General features: G+C 59.4%; 24 protein-coding genes. 14 read left to right on the top strand and 10 right to left on the bottom strand.

Features of this window, described 5'->3' with window-relative positions; all coding sequences use genetic code 11:
• Position 1 precedes the first annotated feature (1 nt).
• Positions 2-1,540, bottom strand: coding sequence for a flavin-containing monooxygenase (locus JJB09_RS21180; RefSeq protein WP_201663082.1), 1,539 nt, complete (start codon positions 1,538-1,540; stop codon positions 2-4).
• 136 nt (positions 1,541-1,676) lie between these two features.
• Between JJB09_RS21180 and JJB09_RS21175 the strand changes: the two genes are divergently transcribed.
• Positions 1,677-2,147, top strand: a complete 471-nt coding sequence (locus JJB09_RS21175) for a pyridoxamine 5'-phosphate oxidase family protein (RefSeq protein ID WP_201663081.1) — start codon at positions 1,677-1,679, stop codon at positions 2,145-2,147.
• Positions 2,144-3,481 (top strand): GAF domain-containing protein, encoded by a 1,338-nt coding sequence (locus JJB09_RS21170; RefSeq protein WP_201663080.1) that lies wholly within the window; start codon positions 2,144-2,146, stop codon positions 3,479-3,481. The genes JJB09_RS21175 and JJB09_RS21170 overlap by 4 nt, the downstream gene beginning before the upstream one ends.
• Here JJB09_RS21170 and JJB09_RS21165 read toward each other — a convergent pair.
• The 4 genes from JJB09_RS21165 to JJB09_RS21150 form a co-directional block, all read right to left on the bottom strand.
• Complete coding sequence (locus tag JJB09_RS21165) at positions 3,478-5,076, bottom strand: cisplatin damage response ATP-dependent DNA ligase (protein WP_201663079.1); 1,599 nt, start codon at positions 5,074-5,076, stop codon at positions 3,478-3,480. The genes JJB09_RS21170 and JJB09_RS21165 overlap by 4 nt on opposite strands.
• On the bottom strand, positions 5,073-6,083 hold the full coding sequence (locus tag JJB09_RS21160) for a ligase-associated DNA damage response exonuclease (RefSeq protein ID WP_201663078.1): 1,011 nt from the start codon (positions 6,081-6,083) through the stop codon (positions 5,073-5,075). Before JJB09_RS21160 ends, JJB09_RS21165 begins: the two co-directional genes overlap by 4 nt.
• 84 nt (positions 6,084-6,167) lie before the next feature.
• Complete coding sequence (locus JJB09_RS21155; protein ID WP_201663077.1) at positions 6,168-6,560, bottom strand: type II toxin-antitoxin system VapC family toxin; 393 nt, start codon at positions 6,558-6,560, stop codon at positions 6,168-6,170.
• On the bottom strand, positions 6,557-6,799 hold the full coding sequence (locus JJB09_RS21150) for an antitoxin (RefSeq protein ID WP_201663076.1): 243 nt from the start codon (positions 6,797-6,799) through the stop codon (positions 6,557-6,559). The genes JJB09_RS21155 and JJB09_RS21150 overlap by 4 nt, the downstream gene beginning before the upstream one ends.
• 379 nt (positions 6,800-7,178) lie before the next feature.
• On the opposite strand from JJB09_RS21150, the gene JJB09_RS21145 reads away from it, so the two are divergent.
• A complete protein-coding gene (locus JJB09_RS21145; protein ID WP_201663075.1) occupies positions 7,179-7,550 on the top strand; it encodes a VOC family protein in 372 nt (123 codons plus the stop codon).
• On the opposite strand, the gene JJB09_RS21140 is transcribed toward JJB09_RS21145, so the two are convergent.
• Positions 7,551-8,342 carry a sulfite exporter TauE/SafE family protein gene (locus JJB09_RS21140; protein WP_201663074.1) on the bottom strand — a complete coding sequence of 264 codons (792 nt, stop codon included), beginning with the start codon at positions 8,340-8,342 and terminating at the stop codon, positions 7,551-7,553.
• A gap of 62 nt (positions 8,343-8,404) precedes the next feature.
• Complete coding sequence (locus tag JJB09_RS21135) at positions 8,405-9,172, bottom strand: potassium channel family protein (RefSeq protein WP_201663073.1); 768 nt, start codon at positions 9,170-9,172, stop codon at positions 8,405-8,407.
• A gap of 166 nt (positions 9,173-9,338) precedes the next feature.
• On the opposite strand from JJB09_RS21135, the gene JJB09_RS21130 reads away from it, so the two are divergent.
• Entirely contained in the window at positions 9,339-9,668 is a 330-nt protein-coding gene (locus JJB09_RS21130; RefSeq protein ID WP_201663072.1) for a DMT family transporter, read from the top strand.
• 48 nt (positions 9,669-9,716) lie between these two features.
• Here the strand turns inward: JJB09_RS21130 and JJB09_RS21125 are convergent, their stop codons facing one another.
• Positions 9,717-10,016, bottom strand: coding sequence for a hypothetical protein (locus tag JJB09_RS21125; protein ID WP_201663071.1), 300 nt, complete (start codon positions 10,014-10,016; stop codon positions 9,717-9,719).
• 204 nt (positions 10,017-10,220) lie between these two features.
• Here JJB09_RS21125 and JJB09_RS21120 point away from each other — a divergent pair, with 204 nt between their 5' ends.
• The gene (locus JJB09_RS21120) at positions 10,221-11,153 is read left to right on the top strand and encodes a DMT family transporter (RefSeq protein ID WP_246748866.1); all 933 of its coding nucleotides are present in this window, start codon (positions 10,221-10,223) and stop codon (positions 11,151-11,153) included.
• A gap of 251 nt (positions 11,154-11,404) precedes the next feature.
• A complete protein-coding gene (locus tag JJB09_RS21115) occupies positions 11,405-13,705 on the top strand; it encodes a methyl-accepting chemotaxis protein (RefSeq protein ID WP_201663070.1) in 2,301 nt (766 codons plus the stop codon).
• Between the two features lie 212 nt (positions 13,706-13,917).
• Here the strand turns inward: JJB09_RS21115 and JJB09_RS21110 are convergent, their stop codons facing one another.
• Positions 13,918-14,559: a TetR family transcriptional regulator C-terminal domain-containing protein gene (locus tag JJB09_RS21110; protein ID WP_201663069.1), complete on the bottom strand. Its 642-nt coding sequence runs from the start codon at positions 14,557-14,559 to the stop codon at positions 13,918-13,920.
• Positions 14,560-14,805: 246 nt separating this feature from the next.
• Between JJB09_RS21110 and JJB09_RS21105 the strand changes: the two genes are divergently transcribed.
• The 3 genes from JJB09_RS21105 to hydA all read left to right on the top strand — a co-directional run bounded on the left by JJB09_RS21105 (position 14,806) and on the right by hydA (position 17,811).
• The gene (locus JJB09_RS21105; protein WP_201663068.1) at positions 14,806-16,056 is read left to right on the top strand and encodes a Zn-dependent hydrolase; all 1,251 of its coding nucleotides are present in this window, start codon (positions 14,806-14,808) and stop codon (positions 16,054-16,056) included.
• On the top strand, positions 16,053-16,286 hold the full coding sequence (locus tag JJB09_RS21100) for a hypothetical protein (RefSeq protein ID WP_201663067.1): 234 nt from the start codon (positions 16,053-16,055) through the stop codon (positions 16,284-16,286). The genes JJB09_RS21105 and JJB09_RS21100 overlap by 4 nt, the downstream gene beginning before the upstream one ends.
• 70 nt (positions 16,287-16,356) lie before the next feature.
• Positions 16,357-17,811 carry a dihydropyrimidinase gene (hydA, locus tag JJB09_RS21095; protein ID WP_201663066.1) on the top strand — a complete coding sequence of 485 codons (1,455 nt, stop codon included), beginning with the start codon at positions 16,357-16,359 and terminating at the stop codon, positions 17,809-17,811.
• 229 nt (positions 17,812-18,040) lie between these two features.
• Here the strand turns inward: hydA and JJB09_RS21090 are convergent, their stop codons facing one another.
• A complete protein-coding gene (locus tag JJB09_RS21090) occupies positions 18,041-18,454 on the bottom strand; it encodes a cupin domain-containing protein (RefSeq protein ID WP_201663065.1) in 414 nt (137 codons plus the stop codon).
• Positions 18,455-18,537: 83 nt separating this feature from the next.
• On the opposite strand from JJB09_RS21090, the gene JJB09_RS21085 reads away from it, so the two are divergent.
• Genes JJB09_RS21085 through JJB09_RS21065 form a run of 5 tightly spaced genes read left to right on the top strand, consistent with a single transcriptional unit; the run spans position 18,538 to position 22,698 of the window.
• On the top strand, positions 18,538-19,332 hold the full coding sequence (locus JJB09_RS21085) for an ABC transporter ATP-binding protein (protein ID WP_201663064.1): 795 nt from the start codon (positions 18,538-18,540) through the stop codon (positions 19,330-19,332).
• A gap of 33 nt (positions 19,333-19,365) precedes the next feature.
• A complete protein-coding gene (locus JJB09_RS21080) occupies positions 19,366-19,701 on the top strand; it encodes a hypothetical protein (RefSeq protein ID WP_201663063.1) in 336 nt (111 codons plus the stop codon).
• Between the two features lies 1 nt (position 19,702).
• Complete coding sequence (locus JJB09_RS21075; protein WP_201663062.1) at positions 19,703-20,590, top strand: ABC transporter permease; 888 nt, start codon at positions 19,703-19,705, stop codon at positions 20,588-20,590.
• Positions 20,587-21,693, top strand: a complete 1,107-nt coding sequence (locus JJB09_RS21070) for an ABC transporter permease (protein ID WP_201663061.1) — start codon at positions 20,587-20,589, stop codon at positions 21,691-21,693. The genes JJB09_RS21075 and JJB09_RS21070 overlap by 4 nt, the downstream gene beginning before the upstream one ends.
• A 45-nt stretch (positions 21,694-21,738) precedes the next feature.
• Complete coding sequence (locus JJB09_RS21065) at positions 21,739-22,698, top strand: ABC transporter substrate-binding protein (protein WP_425523754.1); 960 nt, start codon at positions 21,739-21,741, stop codon at positions 22,696-22,698.
• Positions 22,699-22,863: the final 165 nt, after the last annotated feature.

Below are 22,863 nucleotides of genomic sequence, written 5' to 3'. Positions count from 1 at the left end.
ATCAGGCCGCCTGCATGTTCGGCAGGACGATGGCGCGCATCAAGCCTTCCTCGGAGGTGTAGTCCTCGCTGGTGATGCAGCCGAACGCACGCGCTGCCGCCTTCACCCGTTCCGCAGCATCGGCCACGGCATCAGGCCCGTCCAGCCGGAACGAAGCCGGAGAGAGCGGCCCGGCAAGCAGGGCTCTCTCTATCTGCCGCCAGTTCCCGAGTCTGGGTTCGACACCTGCATTGCCGGCAAACAGCATGGCCAGCATGTTCATTGGAATGCCGGTCGGGCCGCCGCGCCCGGCGCGCGCCTGTTCGATGCCCTGTTGCATCGCTTCGCGCGACGGCATCGACCGTATGCCGGACAGCGCATAAGCAACCCACCGAGCCTGCAATTCAAGCACCGGGAAGGTCGGACCGACTGCGTCATAAAGACCGAGGAAGGCCAGCCCCGGGAGATCCGGATGGAAGGTATGCTCATGCAGATCGATATGCCCGCCATCGATGGCGAGCAGCCTACCGATCTCTGGCGCGAGCCACGGCAGGGAGAGCTTATAGCCGGTGCCGAAGACGATACCGTCCGGCGCGGCGCGGCTTCCGTCGGCAAAATGCACCGTGCGTCCATCAATGCGCTCGATCCAGGGCTTCACGCCGATCCGGCCTTCCGCCACTGCCGGCAGAAAATGCTGAGACTGGGTAATGCCAGCGGCAAAGATGTTGGCATCCGGCTCGAACGCACCGAACTGTGCCGGGCTTCCCGAAACGGACACGACCTTGTCGCGCATGCCGGCCGCGAGAATATCGGGCGGCAACATACGGGCAGCCATTGCAGCCGCGCGGGTGAACATCACATGCTCGGTCGGCACGCCCGCAATCAGCTTGGGCAGCACATAGCGTTGCTTGCGATAGCTCGCCAGAACTCCGGCTGCGCCGCCGAACGCGATGTCGGAGGCGATTTCCAGCGCACTGATCGAGCAGCCGGCCATCAGGACAGACTTGCCACGATAGACCGTCGCTCCACGATAGTCCTTGGTGTGGCAGATACCGAGCGATCCAACAAAGCTCTCGAGACCGGGAATTTCCGGCATGCTGGTTTCGACGAAACGGCCTGTGGCCACGACGACGTGAACGAAAATCTCCGCCTTTTCCAGACCATTCTGGCGCGAGCGGACAAGCCACCCATGGCCCGGCGCACGATCAAGCAGTTCGACGGCGGAGTTGAACCTTATGCAACGCGCGAGACCGAACTTCTCCGCGTAGGCTTCAAGGTAAGCCTGCACTTGGTCGTGCCGCGGATAGGTCGCCGTCCCCTCGGGATAATCGAGGTCCGAAAAGACGGTCATCACCCGGCTGGTATTGGTCCGCATGCCGGGCCAGGTGGCGCTATGTTCAGCGCCGGTATTCCACTGGCCGCCGACGCGGCCGGAAGCTTCGAAAACCACCGGTTCGAAGCCGTGCTGGGCAAGCCAGCGTGCAGCAGCAAGACCGCTCGGCCCGGCACCGATCACGGCCACTGCGCTAGCCGGCATGATATGGGGGATGATACTCTGCATGGGTTCACTCCATTGTTGCGAATGGAGAGCTGGTATCTTTTATTCGAAATCCGCGTTCCTAAATGGTGCCTAAAAGACGCATGCCTTCTTCCTAAATCTTTGCTAAACGAGAGAGAGTTTCCGAGGGAGCATTGGCTTGCAACTTGATGAAGGCCTGAAGCAGTTTCTGAAAAAGCCGCTGATGATCATCGTCGGCACCGCAGGCGCAGAGTGCCGTCCGGCAATTGCCAGGGCGGTTGGCGTGTTCCTGCCCTCAGAGGGCGGGCATATCGACATAACGATCTCGAGCTGGCAATGGCCTGAAACGATTGCCAATATCCACGACACCGGCCGTTTGGCGGCAACCTTCGTCTGTCCGTCGGACTATGTGACCTATCAAATGAAAGGCAAGGCCTGGCTCCGCTCTCCCGATGCCGACGACTATCGTCGCTCAGACCACTTCATCGATGCCATTCGCGCCGAACTCATCGACTTGGGCGTACCGGGAATGATTGCCGCACCATGGCTCACCAATCGCGATGCGATGGTGGCGACGCTGGCAGTGTCCGAAATCTATGTGCAGACACCAGGCCCGAATGCCGGCAGAACTGCGGGACGACCGTCATGAGAGTGGCGCTTGCCGACCTGCATGCCTGTTTCGAGGGCGTCATTCCGTCGATCATCGCCACAGTGTCGGCGGACGGTACGCCGAATATTTCCTATCTTTCACATGTGGTGATGATAGACGACGATCATATAGCGCTCTCGAACCAGTTCTTTGCTAAGACCGCAGCCAATGTGCGGGCCAATCCCCACGCCACGCTGATGTTGGTCGATGGCAACAATGGTACGCAATATACGCTCGATATCGAATTCCAACGCTCAGTGGACAACGGCGTGCTCTTCGACCACATCGCCCTGCATCTGAAGGCCAGCAGCGCCCAAGTGGGCATGGCGGGGATCATGCGGCTGAGAAGCGCTGATATTTTTCGGGTCCACGAGATCAGGATCGCCAAATCCAATGCGGAGATCCGCGACGAGGTTGCCAACCGCCGCCCTGCTGAACTAACCGCTGTTGCGCGCATCGCAGAGGCCATTGACCGTGCAACCGATGTTGGCGGCATCATGGATGCATTGCTCGCGGGCCTCAGCAGCGAGCTTTCTTGCAAGCACGCATTGGTTCTTCTGAACGATCCTGCCGCCGGCGTGCTGACCACGGTCGGCAGCATCGGTTACGAACGTTCGGGCCTTGGTTCGGAAGTGCGCGGCGAAAACGACCTGATCGCCTCCGCTGCCGCGCATGGACGCCCGATCAAGGTGAGCGACATGAGCCGCGTACGGAGGATGGGCGAAGCAATCATTCATACCTCTGGTACGGACGAGAACGAGGCGCGCACCATAGCCCTGCCCCGTCTGGCCGACGCCATGAGCCAGCTGGCGGTTCCCATCATCGTTCGTCAGGCTGTTCGTGGAGTTATCTTTGTCGAAAGCAACGAGCGACTGGCTTTTCGCGACGAGGACGTGGCTGCTATCGAAATCCTGGGACGCCAGACCGCAGCGGCCCTCGCGCTCAGTGAAACAGAAGCATTCGAAACCATCGCCGCACCGTCCCGCCAGGCGCCCTCCACATCGTACGGGGAGCCGATCGCCATCACGCATCACGCCTTTGATGACAGCATTTTTATCGGCAACGATTATGTGATCAAAGGGGTGGCTGGCCGCCTGCTGGCCTACTTGATCGATCGGTCGATTTCGGAAGGGCGAAGCGAATTCACCAACCGAGAGATCCGGCTCACGGAAGCGCTCAGATTACCCGATCTCAAGGACAACCTCGAAACTCGTCTTCTGCTTCTGCGCCGCCGGCTTGAAGCCAAGGGATTTCCCATTCAAATCGTTCACGTCGGCCGAGGACGAATAAGGTTGGATGTGGCCGGAACGCCGACAATCAGGAAAGTCGATTAGCCCAGCAGCGCCTCGAGATTTTCAAGCGTGTCAGCCTCGCCCGCCGGCTTGTCCCAACGCAGCCGCGATATCCGTGGAAAGCGCATCGCCACGCCGGATTTGTGCCGCGTCGAGCGGCTCAATCCCTCGAAGGCGACTTCGAACACAAGTCCTTCCGCCTCGGTCGCCTTGATCGAACGCACCGGCCCGAAGCGCTCGATCGTGTTGTCGCGGACATACTTGTCGATCTGCGCCAGCTCCTCGTCGCTGAAGCCGAAATAGGCCTTGCCGACGGGCACCAGTTGCCGAATGCCTTCCTGCTCCTGCCAGACGCCGAATGTGTAATCGGAATAAAAGCTCGAGCGCTTGCCGTGGCCGCGCTGGGCATACATCAAAACCGCATCGATGGTGTAGGGATCGCGCTTCCACTTGAACCATGGCCCCTTGCGTCTTCCCGGAAGGTAGGGCGAATCCTTTTGCTTGAGCATCACGCCTTCTATGATCGGATGGGTCGGTTGCTGGCGCATGCGGTCAAGTTGGTCCCAGTCTTCGTAGGAGAGCTGCGGCGAGAGATCGAAACGCGTGGCATCGAGCGTGGCGACCAGCCGTTCCAATCTGGTTCGCCGTTCATCGAAGCCGAGCGTGCGCAGATCCTTGCCATCTTCCATCAACAGGTCATAGCAACGCACGAAGGCTGGATATTGCGCCATCAGCTTCGGTGATACGCTCTTGCGGTTCAGCCGCTGCTGCAGGTCGCTGAAGGTGCCGACGTGATCCGGCGGCGTGCCGACCAGCAATTCGCCGTCGATCACCGCCTTGAAGTTGATCGCATCCAGAATGTCGGGGAACGTGCCCGATATCTCGTCACCGCTGCGGGAATACATGCGCCGTACACCGCCTTCCGAGCTTACCTGCACGCGGATGCCGTCCCATTTCCATTCGGCGCGGAAGTCTGATGGCAAGAGCAGGTCGAGATCGCCCTCCTGCACCGGGTTGGCGAGCATGACGGGACGGAACAGCGCTTGGGCGGCGTTTTGCGGCTTCTCCGCCCTGCCCTCCAGCCACGCGAACAGTTCCATATAAGGAATCTTCAACCCATGCCAGAGTTCTTCGATCTCGATAACGTCCTTGCCGCCAAAATCCGTCAATGCCTGTTTGGCAAGGCCCGACGAGACGCCAATCCGCAAGCCCCCGGTCACCAATTTGATAACCGCGTAGCGCCCGGGCGCGTCCAACTGGTCGAGGATGGCAGCAAACTGCCTGGGTGCATCGATGCGCGAAGCATTCATCAGGGTCACGACAATCTGGGATAGGCGGAGCGGATCGGATGAAGCAAGCGCCTCGTTTTCGGGCCAGATGAGCGAAACGGTTTCCGCGAGATCGCCGATATAGTCGTAGCTATAGGTAAACAGCACCTCGTCGATCCGCTCCACCGCAAGCGTGCGCAGCAGCGCCGGTTTGATCGCGGGAATATCGAGGCCATCCGTCAGCGCCGCCAGCGCATAACCGCGATCCGGATCGGGCGTTTCCGCGAAATAATCCTTGAGCAGGCGCAGCTTTCCATTGCGCGAGGGCGTCAGCACCAGACGGTCGATGAGTTCGGAAAAGCCCCTCATTCCGCCTCGTCCTCATAACCCACCAGATGCAGCGGCCGCGCCGCAATCTGGTTGAGCTCGCACCAGCGCACCAATGCCTCCTCGCGCCCATGCGTGACCCAGATCTCCGAAGCGCCTGTCTCCCGGATCGTCTCGGTCAGTTCATCCCAGTCGGAATGGTCCGACAAGATGAGCGGCAATTCCACACCCTGCTGCTTGATACGCTGGCGGATCTGCATCCAGCCGGAGGCAAAGCTGGTGATCGGATCGGCAAACCTCCGCGCCCAACGATCGGAAAATGCTGACGGCGGGCAGATGATGATTTCGCCTGCAAAATCGTTCTGGTTACCTTTTTCAAGCGTTGCCGGTGCCAGATCGCCAAGATCGATACCCTGCGATTGATAGTAACTGGAAAGCTTCTCCAGCGCGCCGTGCAGATAGATCGTCCTGTCGTAGCCAGCCTGCCTGAGCAGGCTGATGACGCGCTGTGCCTTTCCCAAAGCATAAGCGCCGACGAGATGCGTCCGTTCCGGAAACTGCTCGACAGAATGCAGCAGCCGGCGGATCTCGTCGTGGTCGTCAGGATGGCGGAATACCGGCAGGCCGAATGTGGCCTCGGTGATGAAGACATCGCAGGCAACCGGCTCGAACGGCAGGCATGTGGCATCCGGCCGGCGTTTGTAGTCGCCCGACGCCACGATCCGCAGGCCGTCCTTCTCCACGACGATTTGCGCCGAACCGAGCACGTGTCCGGCCGGGACGAAGCGTACACTGACACCGTTGATCTGCATCTCTTCGCCCACGGTCGCTACCTGCGTGACACCCGCAAAACGCTCTCCATAACGCAAAGCCATAATGTCCAGCGTTTGCGATGTCGCCAAAACCTTATCGTGGCCCGAACGTGCATGATCGGAATGTCCATGCGTGATCAATGCCGCGCCGACCGGCGATACCGGATCGATGTAGAAATTGCCGGGCGGGCAATAGAGCCCTTGCGGCATCGGCAGGAGCAGATCGGAAGGGCGCATGAAGAATTGACAACTCCCAGAGCGATGATTTCAAACGGCGGCAGGCCACGCTGCCGGACTGGAAACGCTCCCGGCCGGGCTGGCTCAATCCTCCCAATTCTCGAGCGACAACTCTTCTATTCGAGAGAATTCCCGGACATTGCGACTGATCAGCGTCAATTTCCGGCAACATGCCTGGCCGGCAATCAAGACATCGTAGGCGCCAATCGGCTGACCTCTTGACGTGAGCGCAGCGCGAATTTCTCCCGCCGCGATGGCATCTTCGTGATCAAATTCCAGCACCGGAAACTGTATCTGAGCGAGACGCGCCAGATTCTCCTTTCGCCGTTCTGATTTGTAGGCACCGCAATAGAGTTCGTGCATGACAATAGATGGAATCGCGAAATTGATCGGACGGTGTTGTGTCAACCTGGCATGAAAAGTGGAATTTCCCTTCAGGATCGCGATAACCGCATTGCTGTCGAGCAGAAACTTCATTTGAAGAAATCGAGTTCGGGTTTGTCGGATGCAATTTCCTGCTCTTCAACGCCAGCAATGAAATCCTCATCGACCAGACCGACAATGTTGTCGAGCCAACTCCAACCGTCAGGGATAGGCTCCAAGATCACGGCATTGCCGTGTTTTCGCACCCGGACTTCATCAACAGCCAGCCGATACTCCTTGGGCAACCGAACCGCCTGCGAACGACCGGTCCAGAAAACTTTCGCCGTATCCATGTCGCACTCCATTTTGATATGTATTTTTGATATACATCAAAATGGCATTCATGTGAAGCGCGCTGCTGAGCCTGTCTCAGCATAGCAAAAAGGGCCGCCTGTGGGCGACCCTTCATGAATTTTGGCCTCTTGCAGGCGTGGGCCTCCAACGACCCGAGGAAGGCTGGTCAGAGCGAGGGCTGCCTCGCAATCTTCACCTGAACTCCCATGCCGTACACGAGTACCGAAAACTCATTAGACATTGGATCACCTTCCTTTCGTTACGTTGAACATGGTATTAATGTAGTCGTGTTCGCGTCTTTTGCAAGAACGCGGCAGTGCACACTTGGTATCAAGTTGCAACAAAGTTTGGTGGGATAGACGGCGCGAGGACTTTGCTTTGGAACGAATCACCGGCATTGGAGGCTTGTTCTTCAGAGCTCGCGATCCGCAAGGTTTGGGCGACTGGTATTTTACCCATCTGGGTATCAATCCGGCAGCCCAGGACTATGACGGCCCAGTCTGGCGCCAAACCGCCGGAATCACGGTTTTCGCTCCGTTCCAACAGCAATCGGATTATTTCGGCTCGCCGGACAAGAACTGGGCGATCAATTTCCGCGTCCGGGATCTGGAGCGGATGGTCGAACAGCTTCGAAATGCAGGTATAGAGGTTACCATCGATCCCGAAGTCTATCCGAATGGCAGGTTCGCCACGCTCTACGATCCGGAGGGGAACCGGATCGATCTCTGGCAGCCGGATCCGGCTGAATAGTCACCGCAGCAAGTGGTCTGCAAGCGGAAGGCTCGCAACTGCGGCAATGCCGATCAGAGTATAGGATGCCATGCGAAAGGTCCTTTCGCTGGCAAGCCCAAAGGATTTGGCCCCGAGATAAAGTCCAGCGGCGTAAAACGGCGCGCTGACGAGTGCCAGCAGCAAGACCTGCGCGGTTATCAACTGGGCGATGACGTAACTCACTATGGTAAAAAGCGACGAGACAGCAAAGTAGAGAACGATGTTGGCCCGCACCGTGGCGATGTTGGCGCGACCGCCAAGCCAGTATGCCACGACCGGCGGCCCTCCAAGCTGCGCTGCGCCGCTGAACAGGCCGGCCGTGGCTCCTACCAAAACAGCGGCGAATGCGGACGGAGGGCCTCTGAAGCGCCAGCCGGAAATCAGAAAACACAGGAAGAAAATGGCTGTGATGGAGATGGCCCATCGCACCGAGACCGGATCGACATAGACCAGCGCCGCCGCGCCCAACGGAACTGTGAGAAGTGCGCCGAAGGACATTGCCGTAACATCCTTCTTGTCGGCCTTGGCGGCCGCGTTCGGTAAGAGCGTCGCCGCTGCTACCGTGTCGATTATCAACAGCAGCGGACTTGCGACGCCCGGCCCCGCCAGCGCACTGCCGATCGGAATGAAGATCAACGCCGCACCAAAACCGGAAAATCCGCGCGCCAGGCCCGCTACGAACAACGTCAGCAGCAGAGCGAACAGTAGGCCGATCGATTGCGTGGGAAGAGCCGCTTCGACGGCGCTTGTCAGGGACGTGATGTCAGGCATGCGGTCCGGAATGTCTGGAGTTTCGTTTGAAGTCGATTGCCACGAGCTTCGCTCCGCCCGATCTACACGCTCCCGTCCGAGGGAATGTTCAGAACCGCACCGCAGTGCTTGCAGTGAACAGCATCTGCTTCGTGCAGGAACAGGCCGCATTGCTGGCACGTGTAACGAACTTTCGAAGGCCTGAACATCGTCTGGATTAGCCTCAGAAACAGCGACACCCCGAACACCATGATGAGGATGGACAGCAATCTGCCGAGTTCGCCTATCAAGGTGATATCGCCGAACCCGGTCGTGGTCAGCGTCGTCACAGTGAAGTACATCGCATCAAGGAAGTTATTGACATGCGGATTGATGCCCACCTGCGTGACGAACACCAGTTCGGTCATCACGAATAGGAATATGACGAGATTGGCAGCGCTCAGCACGATGTCCTGGTGCTGCCGGAAGGCTGGAAAGTCCTGACCGAGCTTGGCCTGCACCCTGGGCGAGCGGAGCAGGCGCAGGATGCGAAGGCTGCGCAGGAACGAGAAACCTCCCCCCATCAGAGGCGCCAGGAACGAAATAGTGGCGACGAGATCGGTGATGTTGAGGGGATGAATGACGAACGAGGTCTTTCGCCCGGCGATCCAGAACCGCGCCAGATAATCGAGAGCCATATAGATGCCGAACGCGACATCGACCCATTTCACCCAGACCTGATCGAGAAAGAAGGTGCTCACGACGAGAAACAGCACCGACAGGACATCGATGCACAAGAGCATGTAACGGAAGCGATGGGCCAGCGCGGATTTGCCTTCATAGAGCGCTGCTATCCGTACTTTCAGTCTCATCTGCGTGGTGTCCTCCGGGGCCACAACGCATAGCGGGCGATGGCCATGTCGCGCAAGATCACAATTCCCTGTCCGAAAGGCATGTTTTTGCTGGCAGAACGAACCCGCGAAACAATTTGCCGATCGGAGACTAGCGCCCTACCGAGCGGGACGGTATGAGGCTTTCATGATTTACCTGTATCTCGCAGCGGCAATCGTCGCAGAAGTCATCGCAACATCGGCGCTTGCCAAGACAGACGGCTTTACCAACCTCTGGCCGAGCCTACTGTCGGTAGCCGGATACACCGTCGCCTTTTTTCTGTTGTCGCTGGTCACGCGGACGATGCCTGTCGGCATCGTCTATGCGGTGTGGTCGGGCGCAGGTATCGTTCTGGTCGCCATGGCGGGCTGGCTGCTTTTTGGCCAGAAGCTGGATCTCGCAGCGATCATCGGCCTTGCCATGATCGTCGCCGGCGTGTTGATCATCAATCTTCTATCGAAGTCCGTCACCCATTAAGCCGTGCCGCTATATTCGGCGGCACGGCGAATTCATTCGGCAAGAGCCTTACCTAGCCATCATCTTGTTCTTGATCAGGCCGACGATCACCTGAAGAACCAGTCCGCCAACGCCGCCACCGACGAGTTGGCTGACAAGGGCGCCGATGTCCATCGATCCTGCAGTCGCGGTGGTTGCCGCAGCCTGCCCCAGGATTGAGCTAAGGATAGTACCCCCACCCAAACCGCCGATTGCGCCGGTGATCAGGTTACCTATGCTGCCGAGATCCGAATCCTTGATGATTTTTCCACCTGCGGTTCCCCCTACGATACCGCCGATGAGTTCAGCGATGAGTGCAGAAATGTCCATGCTGTCCTCCAAGTCAAAGATGTTCCCGGCGACCCGGAAACTGATTGTAATTATATTCTAAAGTAATGATTCTGAAAAGGAACAATGTAGATTGCCGAGCCTTGCAGGCTGCACAACACCTTATGCCGTGCTAGAAGCCGCTATTCGTTTATGTATCGGCTGGCACACGACAGCACACCCGATGAGTTGAAAAGCAGGCCGTCCTTGAAGCAGCAAGCAAGCAGTTCCAAACCAAGCCACCATCAGTATGCAACCGGCCACGAGAAGTTGAGAGCACATCTGGCGATGCTCCTGTTTGCCTTCCTGATCGCCGGCTCGTTTTCTTTCGGCAAGCTGGCAACGGCGGCGGCATCCGCCGAAACCATCAATGCGCTACGCTACATCGCAAGCGTCATCGCAATGGGCCTGTTCGGCTCGCTGGTCCTCAAAGTGCCCTTGCAGCTGCCCCAGGCGCCGTGGCGCTTCGTGCTTCTGGGAGGCCTGATGGCCATCTACATGTTCACCATGTTCAAGGCGCTCGAGTTCACTGATCCGGTATCAACCGGGGCTGTGTTTACCCTGATGCCGTTGCTCAGTGCCGGCTTTGCCTATCTTGCCATGCGGCAGACGACGCGCGCCACCGTGCTTCTCAGCCTCGTCATTGCAGCTGTCGGTGCTGTGTGGGTTATCTTTCGGGGCAATGTCGACGCGATCCTCGCCTTCGACGTCGGCAGGGGCGAACTGATCTTCTTCATCGGGGTCGTATGTCACGCCGCCTATGCGCCGCTGCTGCGAAAGCTCAATCGCGGCGAAAATCCTTTTGCATTCAGCTTCTGGACGGTGGCCGCGACCTGCATCTGGCTTCTTCTGCCCGGGCTGCCCTCGCTCGTGCATGCCGGCATTTCCACCCTGCCGGTCTCTGCCTGGGCAGCGATTGCCTATCTGGCCATTGTCACGACGATCATAACCCTGCTGCTGCTACAGTTTGCCTCGTTGCGGCTGCCAGCGTCCAAAGTGCTGGCCTATGGCTATCTGACGCCATGCTTCATCATCCTACTGGAAGGCGTGCTAGGCCACGGGTGGGTCAGTTTGACGGTGCTTGCCGGCGCCTGCGTCACCGCACTCGGGCTCGCCATCATGGCAGCATTGCCTGATTAACAACATAAGAACACATGCCCCCCGATATCTCGCCACACGCGGCATGGCGGGATTTAATACGATCATAACTTATTTAGCGGAATTGAAGACAAGGAAGTCGCAGGTGGATCTCCCGATACCACCGGCGCAGCGAAGGCGCCCGTCTTCGATGCTTCGAGTATGATACTCGAGCGGCGATGAAACTGAATTCGAGCCGCAATCAGCAAAAATGATCCTAAGCTCAGAATACGCCGCACAGGTAAGTTGCATTCATGAAAATACTATCCAATCTGTCCTTTCGGAAGATGGTCGCCATACTTGCGATCGTTCCGATGCTCGCCATTGTCGCTCTCGGCGGCATGCTGAGCTGGAGCGCCTACAAGGAATACTCGACATTACAGGGTGCCGCAGCACTTCAGGAAATCGTCCACAGCGCCGGCGAACTTATCCTCCTCATGCCGGTCGAAGGTGCAGCCAAGGGCGAAGAACTGATCGCCAGGCGCAAGGAAGTGAACGCACGCCATGCCGACATTCTTGCTGCCTATGAAGCGACCAGGGCGAGCGGCATACTCGACACTGGTCTTGATGCGGCGATTGAAAATCTGCAAGCCAAGTTCACCCGACTGCCGGAGTACCGTAGTGCTGTCGATGCCGGCGTGGCAAAGCCGCTCCTGGCCCTGGAGATCCTGCTGCCGATTTCCAGCGCGAGCTCCGAGGTTACGCGGCGCGTCGGCGTCATGACCGAGGACCGCACGCTCTCGCGCTCCACTGCCGGCTACTACGCATTCATGCAGGTCAACGACGGTTTTCAGGTGTTCAACCGGGTGGGCGTGGAATACATCCAGTCCGGACAGTTGAACCAATCCGGCTATACGATGTTCCTGAGCGGCAGCCTGATGGCGAATGCATTCGAGCACCCGTTCCGCGAATCCGCGTCGCAAGACATCCTTGCCCGGTACGACGCCTTCTGGGAAACACCAGAAGGCAAGATGATCCAGCGCTTCCGTGCCGATTTCGCCAAGAACGACACGTATGCGGCCCCGGCTGGCGAACTTGAAAAGTGGGTTGCGGCCAATATTGCACGGCGCACGCTGGTGGCAGGCCTGCTCAACGAAACCGGCGACCGGATCGCAGCCACCATGGATGCATCGCTGACCGCAGCATTTGCGCACCTCGTGACACTGCTGTCCATCCTTGCCGCTGTTGTCGTCGCGTCCATCGCGCTCAGCACCTATGTTGCCCATACGCTGTCGCAGTTCATTCGTTCGATCGGTGACCGGATGACCTCTCTGGCTGGCGGTGAAACCGACCAGCCCATTCCATACACCGGCCGCAAGGACGAGATCGGTGGCATGGCGCGCTCGGTCGGCGTGTTCCGCGACGCGGCAATCCAGAACCGCAACCTCGAACATCAGGCTGAGCGAAGCCGCAAACAGGCCGAACGTGACCGCGTGGAGATGCAACGCCGCGCCGAAGCAGAAGCCGAGGAGCGCCTGACACAGGCGACTGGCGCCCTCGCCTCGGGCCTCCGTCAGCTTGCCGCTGGCGATATGGTCTGCGAGATCACCGAGCGCTTCGCCGAGCAGTTCGAGCCGCTCAGGATGGATTTCAACGCCTCCGTCCAGCAGTTGCGCGACGCCCTGACCGCCGTTGGCCGTTCGGCATCGTCGGTCAATTCCGGCAGCGCGGAAATCTCCAACGCCTCCTCCGACCTTGCCAAGCGCACCGAGCAGCAGGCCGCGGCGCTTGAAGAAACGGCTGCTGCACTCGAGCAGATCACCTCCAATGTCGTTGCCACCACCAAGCGCACCGGCGAAGCCCGTCAGGTCGCGCAAACGGCACGTTCGACGGCCGATCAATCCGGCACCATCGTCCGTGATGCAGTCTCGGCAATGGAAAAAATCGAACAATCGTCCCGCCAGATTGGCCAGATCATCGGCGTGATCGACGAAATCGCGTTCCAGACCAACCTTCTCGCCCTCAACGCGGGCGTCGAGGCAGCGCGTGCCGGCGATGCGGGCAAGGGCTTTGCGGTCGTCGCTCAGGAAGTGCGCGAACTGGCGCAACGCTCCGCCAATGCCGCCAAGGAAATCAAATCGCTGATCTCGAATTCGGCAGCGGCAGTGGGAGAAGGTGTCAAGCTGGTCAACGGTACAGGCGAAGGCCTCACCGCCATCGAGGCCCTGGTTCAGACCATCAATGAGCACATGGATGCCATTGCCACCGCAGCCCAGGAGCAATCCGTCGGGCTTGCCGAGGTCAACACCGCGGTCAACCACATGGACCAGGCCACACAGCAGAACGCGGCGATGGTCGAGGAAATGAACGCCGCAGGCATCTCGCTGGCCGAGGAAAGCACCCAGCTGCACAGCCTGATCGGCAATTTCCGCCTGGGCAACCAGATCGCCATGCTCAAGGAAACGTCGCGCCAGATGCGGTCCGCCAGCCAACCAACCGCCGCCGTGCGCAGCACACCAGTCGCGTCCGCGCGTCCGACGGCAAGACCACGCCTGGCTGTTGCATCCGGCGCTTCATCGGCAGCAATTGCGCACGACAACTGGGAAGAGTTCTGAGCGCAGCCTCCGGGTTTCCAACTGCTGGGGCGGATCATCTAACCGTCTCAGCTTGTTAACAAACCTTGCAACACATTCGGCGTCATCCTCGGCCTTGAGCCGAGGATCCATACCCATCAAGGGATTATGGATGGTCGGGTCAAGCCCGACCATGACGCACGAGGGTTTTCGACATGCCAATTCGCTGAGGCGGATCGTCGATCCGCCTCCATTCATTTGGAGATGGCAAGTCCGCCGATAAACAACTGTTCGAGATAGCGAGCGGCATCCTCGAAACGCCCGTCACCTGCATTCTCCTGCCCCAGCACCGCGCGGACCTGCACATCGAAGTCGGCATAATGCTGGGTGGTCGACCAGATCGAAAAGATCAGGTGGTACGGATCGCATTTGGCAATCTTGCCGGCCTTGGCCCAGGCGCGGATGACTTCGGCCTTCTCGTCGACGAGTTGCTTTAGCGGCCCCTTGAGATCGCCTTCAATCAACGGGGCGCCGCGCAGCACTTCATTGGCAAACAGCCGGCTTTCGCGGGGAAAGTCGCGTGCCATTTCCAGCTTGCGCCGGATGTAGGAGCGTATCTCCGTTTCCGGGTTGCCCTCAGCGTCGAATTCCCTCAGCGGATCGAGCCAGGTATCCAGCACGCGCTCGATCAGCGCCCGGTGCATTGCCTCCTTTGTCCGGAAATAATAGAGCAGGTTCGGCTTGGACATGCCGGCAACTTCGGCGATCTGGTCTATGGTCGCCCCCCGGAAACCATGCATGGAAAACACATCGAGGGCAGCCTCGAGAATCTTCTCTTCCTTCTCTTCCTGGATGCGGGTTCGCCGCTGTGTCCGTGCTGCCCTGGGTATCGCCATGAAATCGGATGCTCCCGTCTTCACCCCTGTCCGAAAAATGTAAGTATCTTTTCTTTTTCGACTTGAGTGCGGCGTCAGAAATTGCAATGTTTACCAAACGGTCAAACTATTGGACAAAACGCCCTAAGAACGCAACTGTCCATTTCGGGAAACAAGAAAAACAACAACCCGGTGATCGTGGGGAACAATATGCGCATGGGATTGCCATGCGCCAGCATTGCAAGTGTCTTGCATGGGAGAATGATCATGACTGCACCCGGCGAAAATATGCGCATCAACGGCGACCGCCTTTGGGATTCGCTGATGGATATGGCAAAGATCGGCCCCGGCATTGCCGGAGGCAACAATCGCCAGACGCTGACCGACGAGGACGGCGAAGGCCGCAAGCTCTTCAAGTCATGGTGCGATAATGCCGGGTTGACGATGGGCGTCGACAAGATCGGCAACATGTTCGCAACACGACCCGGCACCGATCCCGATGCCCTACCCGTCCATATCGGCTCGCATCTCGACACGCAGCCGACCGGCGGCAAATACGATGGCGTACTGGGCGTTCTCGCCGGCCTGGAGGTCGTGCGCACCATGAACGACCTCGGTATCAAGACCAGGCACCCGATCGTCGTCACCAACTGGACCAACGAGGAAGGCGCGCGTTTTGCGCCCGCCATGCTGGCCTCCGGCGTGTTTGCCGGCGTTCACTCGCTCGATTTTGCCTATGACCGCAAGGATCCCGAGGGCAAGCAGTTCGGCGAGGAACTCAAGCGCATCGGCTGGCAGGGCGACGAGGAGGTTGGTGCCCGCAAGATGCACGCCTATTTCGAGTACCATATCGAACAAGGGCCGATCCTCGAAGCCGAGGACAAGCAGATCGGCGTCGTCACCCATTGTCAGGGCCTCTGGTGGCTGGAATTCACGCTGACTGGCCGCGAGGCACATACCGGTTCGACGCCGATGAACCTGCGCGTCAATGCCGGTCTCGCGATGGCGCGGATCGTGGAAATGGTGCAGGGCGTGGCGATGGAAAACCAGCCGGGCGCCGTGGGCGGCGTCGGCCAGGTGTTTTTCTCGCCGAATTCGCGCAACGTGCTGCCGGGCAAAGTGGTGTTCACGGTCGACATCCGTTCGCCGGACCAGACCAAGCTCGACGGCATGCGCGCCCGCATCGAGAAGGAAGCGACCGCGATCTGTGAGGCACTCGGTGTCGGCTACTCTGTCGAGGCCGTCGGCCATTTCGATCCTGTGACCTTCGATCCGACACTCGTCTCGGCTGTCCGCAAGGCCGCCGAAGACCTCGGTTACTCCCACATGAACCTGATTTCCGGCGCCGGCCACGATGCCTGCTGGGCCGCCAAAGTGGCTCCCACCACCATGATCATGTGCCCCTGCGTCGGCGGCCTCAGCCACAACGAGGCGGAGGAGATTTCCAAGGAATGGGCAAGCGCCGGCGCCGACGTGCTGCTTAGGGCAGTGGTGGAGACGGCGGGGATCGTGGAGTGATCCGAAAAATCGAGGCGATACCGGATCTAACTGCAGCAGAAATCGTTGTCCTGTCTGCTCTCCTCCAATGGTTGCCGAATTTTCTTTACGACGAGAAGAAGGCAAGCAGCGCTGAACGACGCGCACTTTGGAATCTTGAATGCGCATTGGAGAAGCGCCACCCTAGCTTCCAGCAGGATCATGACATGGCTCTGGAGGCTGCCCGCCATTTCCTCACAGATGAGGAATAAACTTTAGACGCTTAGTCCGTCTGGTGGCTCGCCCACAGCGGATATGCAAAGAATAACGGGGAGTTTGGAAATGACCACAGTCATCAAGGGCGGCACCATCGTTACCGCCGACCTGACCTACAAGGCCGATGTGAAGATCGACGGCGGCAGGATCGTCGAGATCGGTCCCAACCTTTCCGGCGACGAGACGCTGGATGCGACGGGCTGTTATGTCATGCCCGGCGGCATCGATCCGCACGTGCATCTCGAAATGCCGTTCATGGGCACCTATTCCTCCGACGATTTCGAAAGCGGCACGCGCGCCGGTCTGGCCGGCGGCACGACCATGGTGGTGGATTTCTGCCTGCCCTCACCCGGCCAGTCGCTGCTCGAGGCGCTGCAGATGTGGGACAACAAGTCCACCCGCGCCAACGCCGACTATTCGTTCCATATGGCCATCACCTGGTGGGGCGAACAGGTGTTCGACGAGATGGAGATCGTCGTCAAGGAGAAGGGTATCAACACCTTCAAGCACTTCATGGCCTACAAGGGCGCGCTGATGGTCGACGACGACGAGATGTTCTCGTCCTTCCAGCGCTGCGCAGCCCTTGGCGCACTTCCGCTGGTGCACGCCGAAAACGGTGACGTCGTCGCCCAGATGCAGGCAAAGCTGCTTGCCGAAGGCAACAACGGCCCCGAGGCGCATGCCTATTCCCGCCCCGCCGAACTCGAAGGCGAAGCGACCAACCGGGCGATCATCATTGCCAACGCCGTCGGCGCACCGCTCTATGTCGTGCACACCTCCTGCGAACAGGCCCATGAAGCGATCCGCCGCGCCCGCCAAAACGGCATGCGTGTCTATGGCGAACCGCTCATCCAGCACCTGACGCTCGACGACAGCGAATATGCCAACCCGGATTGGGATCACGCCGCCCGCCGCGTCATGAGCCCGCCGTTCCGCAACAAGCTGCATCAGGACAGCCTCTGGGCCGGCCTGCAATCCGGCTCGCTGCAGGTGGTGGCAACCGACCATTGCGCATTTACCACGGCGCAGAAGCGCACCGGCGTCGGCGATTTCACCAAGATCCCCAACGGCACCGGCGGGCTTGAAGACCGCATGCCGATGTTGTGGACCTATGGCGTCGCGACCGGCCGCATCACCATGAACGAGTTCGTCGCGGTCACCTCGACCAACATTGCCAAGATCCTCAACATCTATCCCCGCAAGGGCGCGATCCTGGTCGGCGCCGATGCCGACATCGTGGTGTGGGATCCGAAGCGTTCCAAGACGATCTCGGCTGCCAGCCAGCAGTCGGCGATCGACTACAACGTCTTCGAGGGCAAGGCCGTCACCGGCCTGCCGCGCTACACGCTGACACGTGGCCATGTCGCCATAGAGGAAACCACCATCAAGACCCGCGAGGGCCACGGCCAGTTCATCGCCCGCGAGCCCTTCCCGGCGGTATCCTCGGCGCTGACCAAATGGAAGGAAGTCACCGCACCGCGCAAGGTCCAGCGCTCTGGCATACCGGCCAGCGGGGTGTGATCGCTTGAAGTTTGGCGTGGTCCGAAACACCCCCCTCTGTCGCTTCGCGACATCTCCCCCTCAAGGGGGGAGATCGGCTATTTTTGGCCCCGACATTGCATCAGCTCGAAATCCTGTCCGAAGGATTGAGAAAGCCCGTAGCAAGACGTCGCGTATGGCACCAACAATCTCCCCCCCTGGGGGGGAGATGCCCGGCAGGGCTGAGGGGGGTAATTTTGATCGCGGAGTCTCACTCCACCAGCCCCTCCAGTTCCGGCAGCAGCACCACGCTCTCCTGCTCGTTGGGGTCCGTGCGCGCTATCACGGCGCTGCAGGGCTCTGTCGCCGACCGGTTGACCGCGAAATGCGGGATGCCGGCCGGGATGTAGAACATGTCGCCCGCCCGGGTGACGACGCTGTGCTCGAGCCGCGCACCGTAATAGGCTTCGGCTTCGCCCGACAGGATGAAGATCGCCGTTTCATGCGCCTCATGCAGATGCGGTTTCGCCCGCCCGCCGGGCGGTATGGTCAACAGCATCATGCAGAGCGCATTGGCGCCGACAGATTGCCGAGAAATACCTTCGAGATAGGTGAACCCCTGCTTGCCATCGTAGGGGACAGCGGGCCGGATCAGCTTGCAATCGGGAAAAGGGGATGATGACATAGCGACAATCCTCGAACCGGGACAATCATCACAGGACGGATCAACCGCCCGTGGGGAACATATCAGAGTGAAACTGGGTAAATATGTCAAACACCAATGAATCCGTCGTTTCGGCGTGCAATCTAGGCCTGACTTTCCACACCAGCGACGGGCCGGTAACCGCGCTCACCGACGTCAATCTGGATATCCGCAGGGGTGATTTCGTCTCCTTCATCGGCCCCTCCGGTTGCGGCAAGACGACATTCCTGCGCACGATCGCCGATCTGGAAAAGCCGACATCGGGCACGATCCTCGTCAACGGCATGACGCCGGACCAGGCGCGCCGCAAGGGCGCCTACGGCTACGTGTTCCAGGCGGCCGCCCTCTATCCCTGGCGCACCATCGAGAAGAACATCGCTCTGCCGCTAGAAATCATGGGCTATCCCGCCAGCGAGCAAAAGGCGCGCATCGAGCGGACCCTCGATCTCGTCAACTTGTCGGGCTTCGGCAAGAAATACCCGTGGCAACTTTCCGGCGGCATGCAGCAGCGCGCCTCGATTGCCCGCGCGCTTGCCTTCGATGCCGATCTGCTGCTGATGGACGAACCATTCGGCGCGCTCGACGAAATCGTCCGCGACCACCTCAACGAACAGCTGCTGAAACTCTGGGAACGGACCAACAAGACGATCTGTTTCGTCACGCACTCCATTCCGGAAGCCGTCTATCTCTCCACCAAGATCGTCGTGATGAGCCCGCGTCCGGGCCGCGTGACCGATGTCATCGAATCCACGCTTCCCCGCGAGCGGCCGCTGGAAATCCGTGAAAGTGCCGAGTTCCTCAAGATCGCCCACCGCGTTCGCGAAGGCCTGCGGGCGGGACACAGCTATGAAGAACATTGAAAAAGCGCCGCACAAAGCGGCTTGGAGTGCATTATGAAACTGGGTTTTATCGTCTGGCTGCTCACCTCGTCGGCGATCTTCATGGCAGCCGCGACCTCCTCACGCGCCTATGTCAGCACCAACAACGTGCTGTGGGTGGTGTTTTCCATGTGCCTCTATGTCACAGGAAACCTGATCATGCTGAAACTGATGCGCGAAGGGGGACTTGGGCTGGCTATTTCCATTTCGGCTATCACCCAGCTCATTCTCGTCAACCTCATCGCCTTCAGCTTCTATGGCGAGCGGCTGTCCAGCCTGCAGGTCGGCGGGCTCGTGCTCGGCGTTGCGGCCATGGTGCTGATGATGTGGCCTTCGACAGGGAGCGCCTGAGATGGCAGGCACCTCCAAGACATCAGACAAGGTCGTACCGGTACTGACAATCTCGGTGCTCATTCTCATTGCATGGTATCTGGCCGCAATCTTCATGAATGCGCCCTTCCAGCGCGATCAAGACAAGCGCGACGGGGTGACATCGACGTTCACCGAGTTGGTCGCCAAGACCTGGTCGCAGCCGAAACCGACGATGCCGGCCCCGCATCAGGTGGCGGAAAACCTCTACAAATACGTATTCACGGTCAAGCCGTGGTCCAACCGTAGCCTCGTCTATCATTCGTGGGTGACGCTTTCGTCGACATTGCTGGGATTTGCAATGGGCACCGTGCTCGGCGTGTTGATCGCCGTTGGCATCGTCCATATTCCAGCGCTGGAGCGTTCGTTCCTGCCATGGATCATCGCCTCCCAGACCATCCCTATCCTGGCGATCGCACCGATGATCGTGGTCGTTCTGGCAGCGGTCAATGTAACCGGCATCCTGCCGAAAGCGCTGATCTCAACCTATCTCTCGTTCTTCCCGGTCGCGGTCGGCATGGTCAAGGGCTTGCGCTCGCCCGATCCGATGCATCTGGACCTCGTGCACACCTACCACGCCACCAAGGCGCAGACTTTCTGGAAGCTCCGGCTGCCGGCATCGGTGCCATTCTTCTTCACCTCGATCAAGGTGGCGGTTGCCGCAAGCCTCGTAGGCGCCATCGTCGGCGAATTACCGACGGGCGCAGTCGCCGGCATCGGCTCCAAGCTGCTCGCGGGTTCGTATTACAGCCAGACAATCGATGTCTGGGCGGCACTGGTCGCAGGCTCTGTCGTCGCCATCATGCTCGTGACGGTGGTTGACATCGCCGGCCGCATGGTCGCTGCCAGAATGGGCGGGAGGCCGGAATGATGCGTTTCAAACCAAACTGGCAGGCAGTCCTGGCCTTCATCGCGCTGGTGCTCAGCGTCTTCAACCTTCCCTTCACGGCAGCCGCGACGACATCGGTGACAGTCGTCATCGTCATGCTGATCGCAGCCGCCGCCCTTGCATCCTGTACGGGCGGATCCAAACCATCGTCGATCTTCCTCTTTGCGGCGCTCACACATGTTGCAGTGTTCCTGCTGATCGGAACGATCTCCGGCGCCGAGGGCACGGCAAGCAAGGGCTTCTTTGCAGCGCTCGCCGCTTGCTGGCTGATGGCCTGGCGTTTGGTCACCGTGCTTTCGGGAGACGGTTCCAGACGCTCGGGCAACGTTCTCGTCGGCAGGGTGCTGGTCCCGACGCTGTTCGGACTGTGGATACTCATCCTCTGGGAAGCGATTACCCGCGGCGCGGGCATTCCCTTCGTGCTGCTTCCACCACCCTCGGCGATCGGCGCCAAGATCATGACCTCTCTGCCGATCTTGGCCGCAGATTTCCGCCAGACGGTGCTCAAGGCGATGATCTTTGGCTTTGTTGTCGGCTCCGGCGCGGGATTCGTCGTCGCGATCCTGGCCGACCGCTTTCGGTTCCTGTCGAACGGCCTGCTTCCCATCGGCAATCTCGTCTCGGCACTGCCGATCATCGGGGTCGCGCCGGTCATGGTCATCTGGTTCGGCTTCGACTGGCAGTCCAAGGCTGCCGTCGTCATCATCATGACCTTCTTCCCAATGCTGGTGAACACCATCGAAGGACTGAAAAGCGCCGGCCATATGGAGCGCGACCTGATGCGCACCTACGGCTCAAGCCACTGGCAGACACTGTTCAAACTCAGGCTTCCGGCAGCCATGCCGTTTGTCTTCAACGCCCTTAAGATCAACTCAACTCTTGCCCTGATTGGTGCACTCGTTTCGGAGTTCTTCGGAACGCCGATCGTCGGTATGGGCTTTCGAATCTCGACCGAAGTGGGTCGGATGAATCTCGACATGGTGTGGGCCGAAATAGCCCTTGCAGCCGTTGTCGGGTCGTTGTTCTATGGCGCGCTCGCACTTCTCGAACGCGTTACGACATTCTGGCATCCGTCCTACCGCTAGTCGGGCGGGGCCGCAACAAAGGGGAACTAAAGCATGAAAAATGCAATGAAAATGACTGTTGCTCTCGCTATGTCGCTGATGGCCGGAAGCGCGCTTGCGGCCGACAAGGTGACCCTGCAATTGAAATGGGTCGCCCAGTCTCAGTTCGCTGGCTATTTCGTCGCCAAGGACAAGGGCTTCTATGAAGAAGAAGGCCTTGATGTCGAAATCAAGCCGGGCGGCCCGGATATCGCGCCTGAACAGGTCATCGCCGGCGGCGGCGCCGACGTGATCGTCGACTGGGCGGGCGGTGCGCTCGCAGCCCGCGAAAAGGGCGTTGGCCTCGTCAACATAGCCCAGCCCTACAAGAAGGCCGGCATGGAGCTGGTCTGCCCGAAGGACGGTCCGGTCAAGAGCGAGGCCGATTTCAAGGGCAAGACACTCGGCGTCTGGTTCTACGGCAACGAGTATCCCTTCTTCGCCTGGATGAACAAGCTCGGGCTGAAGACCGATGGCGGCGCCGATGGCGTAACCGTCCTCAAGCAGAGCTTCGACGTCCAGCCGCTGATCCAGAAGCAGGCCGACTGTATCTCAGTCATGACCTACAACGAATACTGGCAGCTGATCGACGCCGGCTACAAGCCGGAAGATCTGACCGTCTTCAACTATTCGGCGATGGGCAACGACCTGATGGAAGACGGCCTCTATGCCATGGAAGACAAGCTGAAGGACCCAGCGTTCAAGGCTAACATGGTCAAGTTCGTCAAGGCTTCGATGAAGGGCTGGAAGTACGCGATCGACAATCCGGATGAAGCCGCTGGCATCGTCATGGAAAATGGCGGCCAGGACGAAAACCACCAGAAGCGCATGATGGGCGAAGTCGCCAAGCTGATCGGCGAGCCGGACGGCAAGCTTGACAAGGCGCTCTACGAGCGCACCGAAAAGGCGCTGCTGGATCAGAAGATCATCACCAAGAAGCCGGAAGGCGCCTTCACGATGGAAATCACCGAGGAAGCTTCCAAGTAAGCACGCGCGACGATGCAGTCAGCAAGGCGGGTCTTCGGGCCCGCCTTTTTTATGAAGTAAGTAAACCTCCACCTACGGTGGAGGACTGGACGTGTTCTACATCGTAGTTGAGAGACCTCCGTGCTTGGACCGCTATTTTATGCGCGACACAGAACGGAGGTTCTA

The organism is Phytoamicus setariae, assembly GCF_016722925.1.
Taxonomy (GTDB): domain Bacteria; phylum Pseudomonadota; class Alphaproteobacteria; order Rhizobiales; family Rhizobiaceae; genus Rhizobium_E; species Rhizobium_E setariae.
Note: the sequence above shows the minus strand (reverse complement) of the source record. Positions and strands in the feature narration are given on the sequence as shown.

Bases quoted from the DNA above. Each gene is read 5' to 3' on its own strand.
- JJB09_RS21075 (WP_201663062.1), top strand. From the start codon at position 19,703: ATGGCAGGCACCTCCAAGACATCAGACAAGGTCGTACCGGTACTGACA.
- JJB09_RS21155 (WP_201663077.1), bottom strand. From the start codon at position 6,560: ATGAAGTTTCTGCTCGACAGCAATGCGGTTATCGCGATCCTGAAGGGA.
- JJB09_RS21130 (WP_201663072.1), top strand. From the start codon at position 9,339: ATGATTTACCTGTATCTCGCAGCGGCAATCGTCGCAGAAGTCATCGCA.
- JJB09_RS21080 (WP_201663063.1), top strand. From the start codon at position 19,366: ATGAAACTGGGTTTTATCGTCTGGCTGCTCACCTCGTCGGCGATCTTC.
- JJB09_RS21125 (WP_201663071.1), bottom strand. From the start codon at position 10,016: ATGGACATTTCTGCACTCATCGCTGAACTCATCGGCGGTATCGTAGGG.
- JJB09_RS21150 (WP_201663076.1), bottom strand. From the start codon at position 6,799: ATGGATACGGCGAAAGTTTTCTGGACCGGTCGTTCGCAGGCGGTTCGG.
- JJB09_RS21065 (WP_425523754.1), top strand. From the start codon at position 21,739: ATGAAAATGACTGTTGCTCTCGCTATGTCGCTGATGGCCGGAAGCGCG.
- JJB09_RS21115 (WP_201663070.1), top strand. From the start codon at position 11,405: ATGAAAATACTATCCAATCTGTCCTTTCGGAAGATGGTCGCCATACTT.
- JJB09_RS21070 (WP_201663061.1), top strand. From the start codon at position 20,587: ATGATGCGTTTCAAACCAAACTGGCAGGCAGTCCTGGCCTTCATCGCG.
- JJB09_RS21165 (WP_201663079.1), bottom strand. From the start codon at position 5,076: ATGAGGGGCTTTTCCGAACTCATCGACCGTCTGGTGCTGACGCCCTCG.
- JJB09_RS21140 (WP_201663074.1), bottom strand. From the start codon at position 8,342: ATGCCTGACATCACGTCCCTGACAAGCGCCGTCGAAGCGGCTCTTCCC.
- JJB09_RS21090 (WP_201663065.1), bottom strand. From the start codon at position 18,454: ATGTCATCATCCCCTTTTCCCGATTGCAAGCTGATCCGGCCCGCTGTC.
- JJB09_RS21105 (WP_201663068.1), top strand. From the start codon at position 14,806: ATGACTGCACCCGGCGAAAATATGCGCATCAACGGCGACCGCCTTTGG.
- JJB09_RS21170 (WP_201663080.1), top strand. From the start codon at position 2,144: ATGAGAGTGGCGCTTGCCGACCTGCATGCCTGTTTCGAGGGCGTCATT.
- JJB09_RS21135 (WP_201663073.1), bottom strand. From the start codon at position 9,172: ATGAGACTGAAAGTACGGATAGCAGCGCTCTATGAAGGCAAATCCGCG.
- JJB09_RS21180 (WP_201663082.1), bottom strand. From the start codon at position 1,540: ATGCAGAGTATCATCCCCCATATCATGCCGGCTAGCGCAGTGGCCGTG.
- JJB09_RS21085 (WP_201663064.1), top strand. From the start codon at position 18,538: ATGTCAAACACCAATGAATCCGTCGTTTCGGCGTGCAATCTAGGCCTG.
- JJB09_RS21160 (WP_201663078.1), bottom strand. From the start codon at position 6,083: ATGCGCCCTTCCGATCTGCTCCTGCCGATGCCGCAAGGGCTCTATTGC.
- hydA (WP_201663066.1), top strand. From the start codon at position 16,357: ATGACCACAGTCATCAAGGGCGGCACCATCGTTACCGCCGACCTGACC.
- JJB09_RS21110 (WP_201663069.1), bottom strand. From the start codon at position 14,559: ATGGCGATACCCAGGGCAGCACGGACACAGCGGCGAACCCGCATCCAG.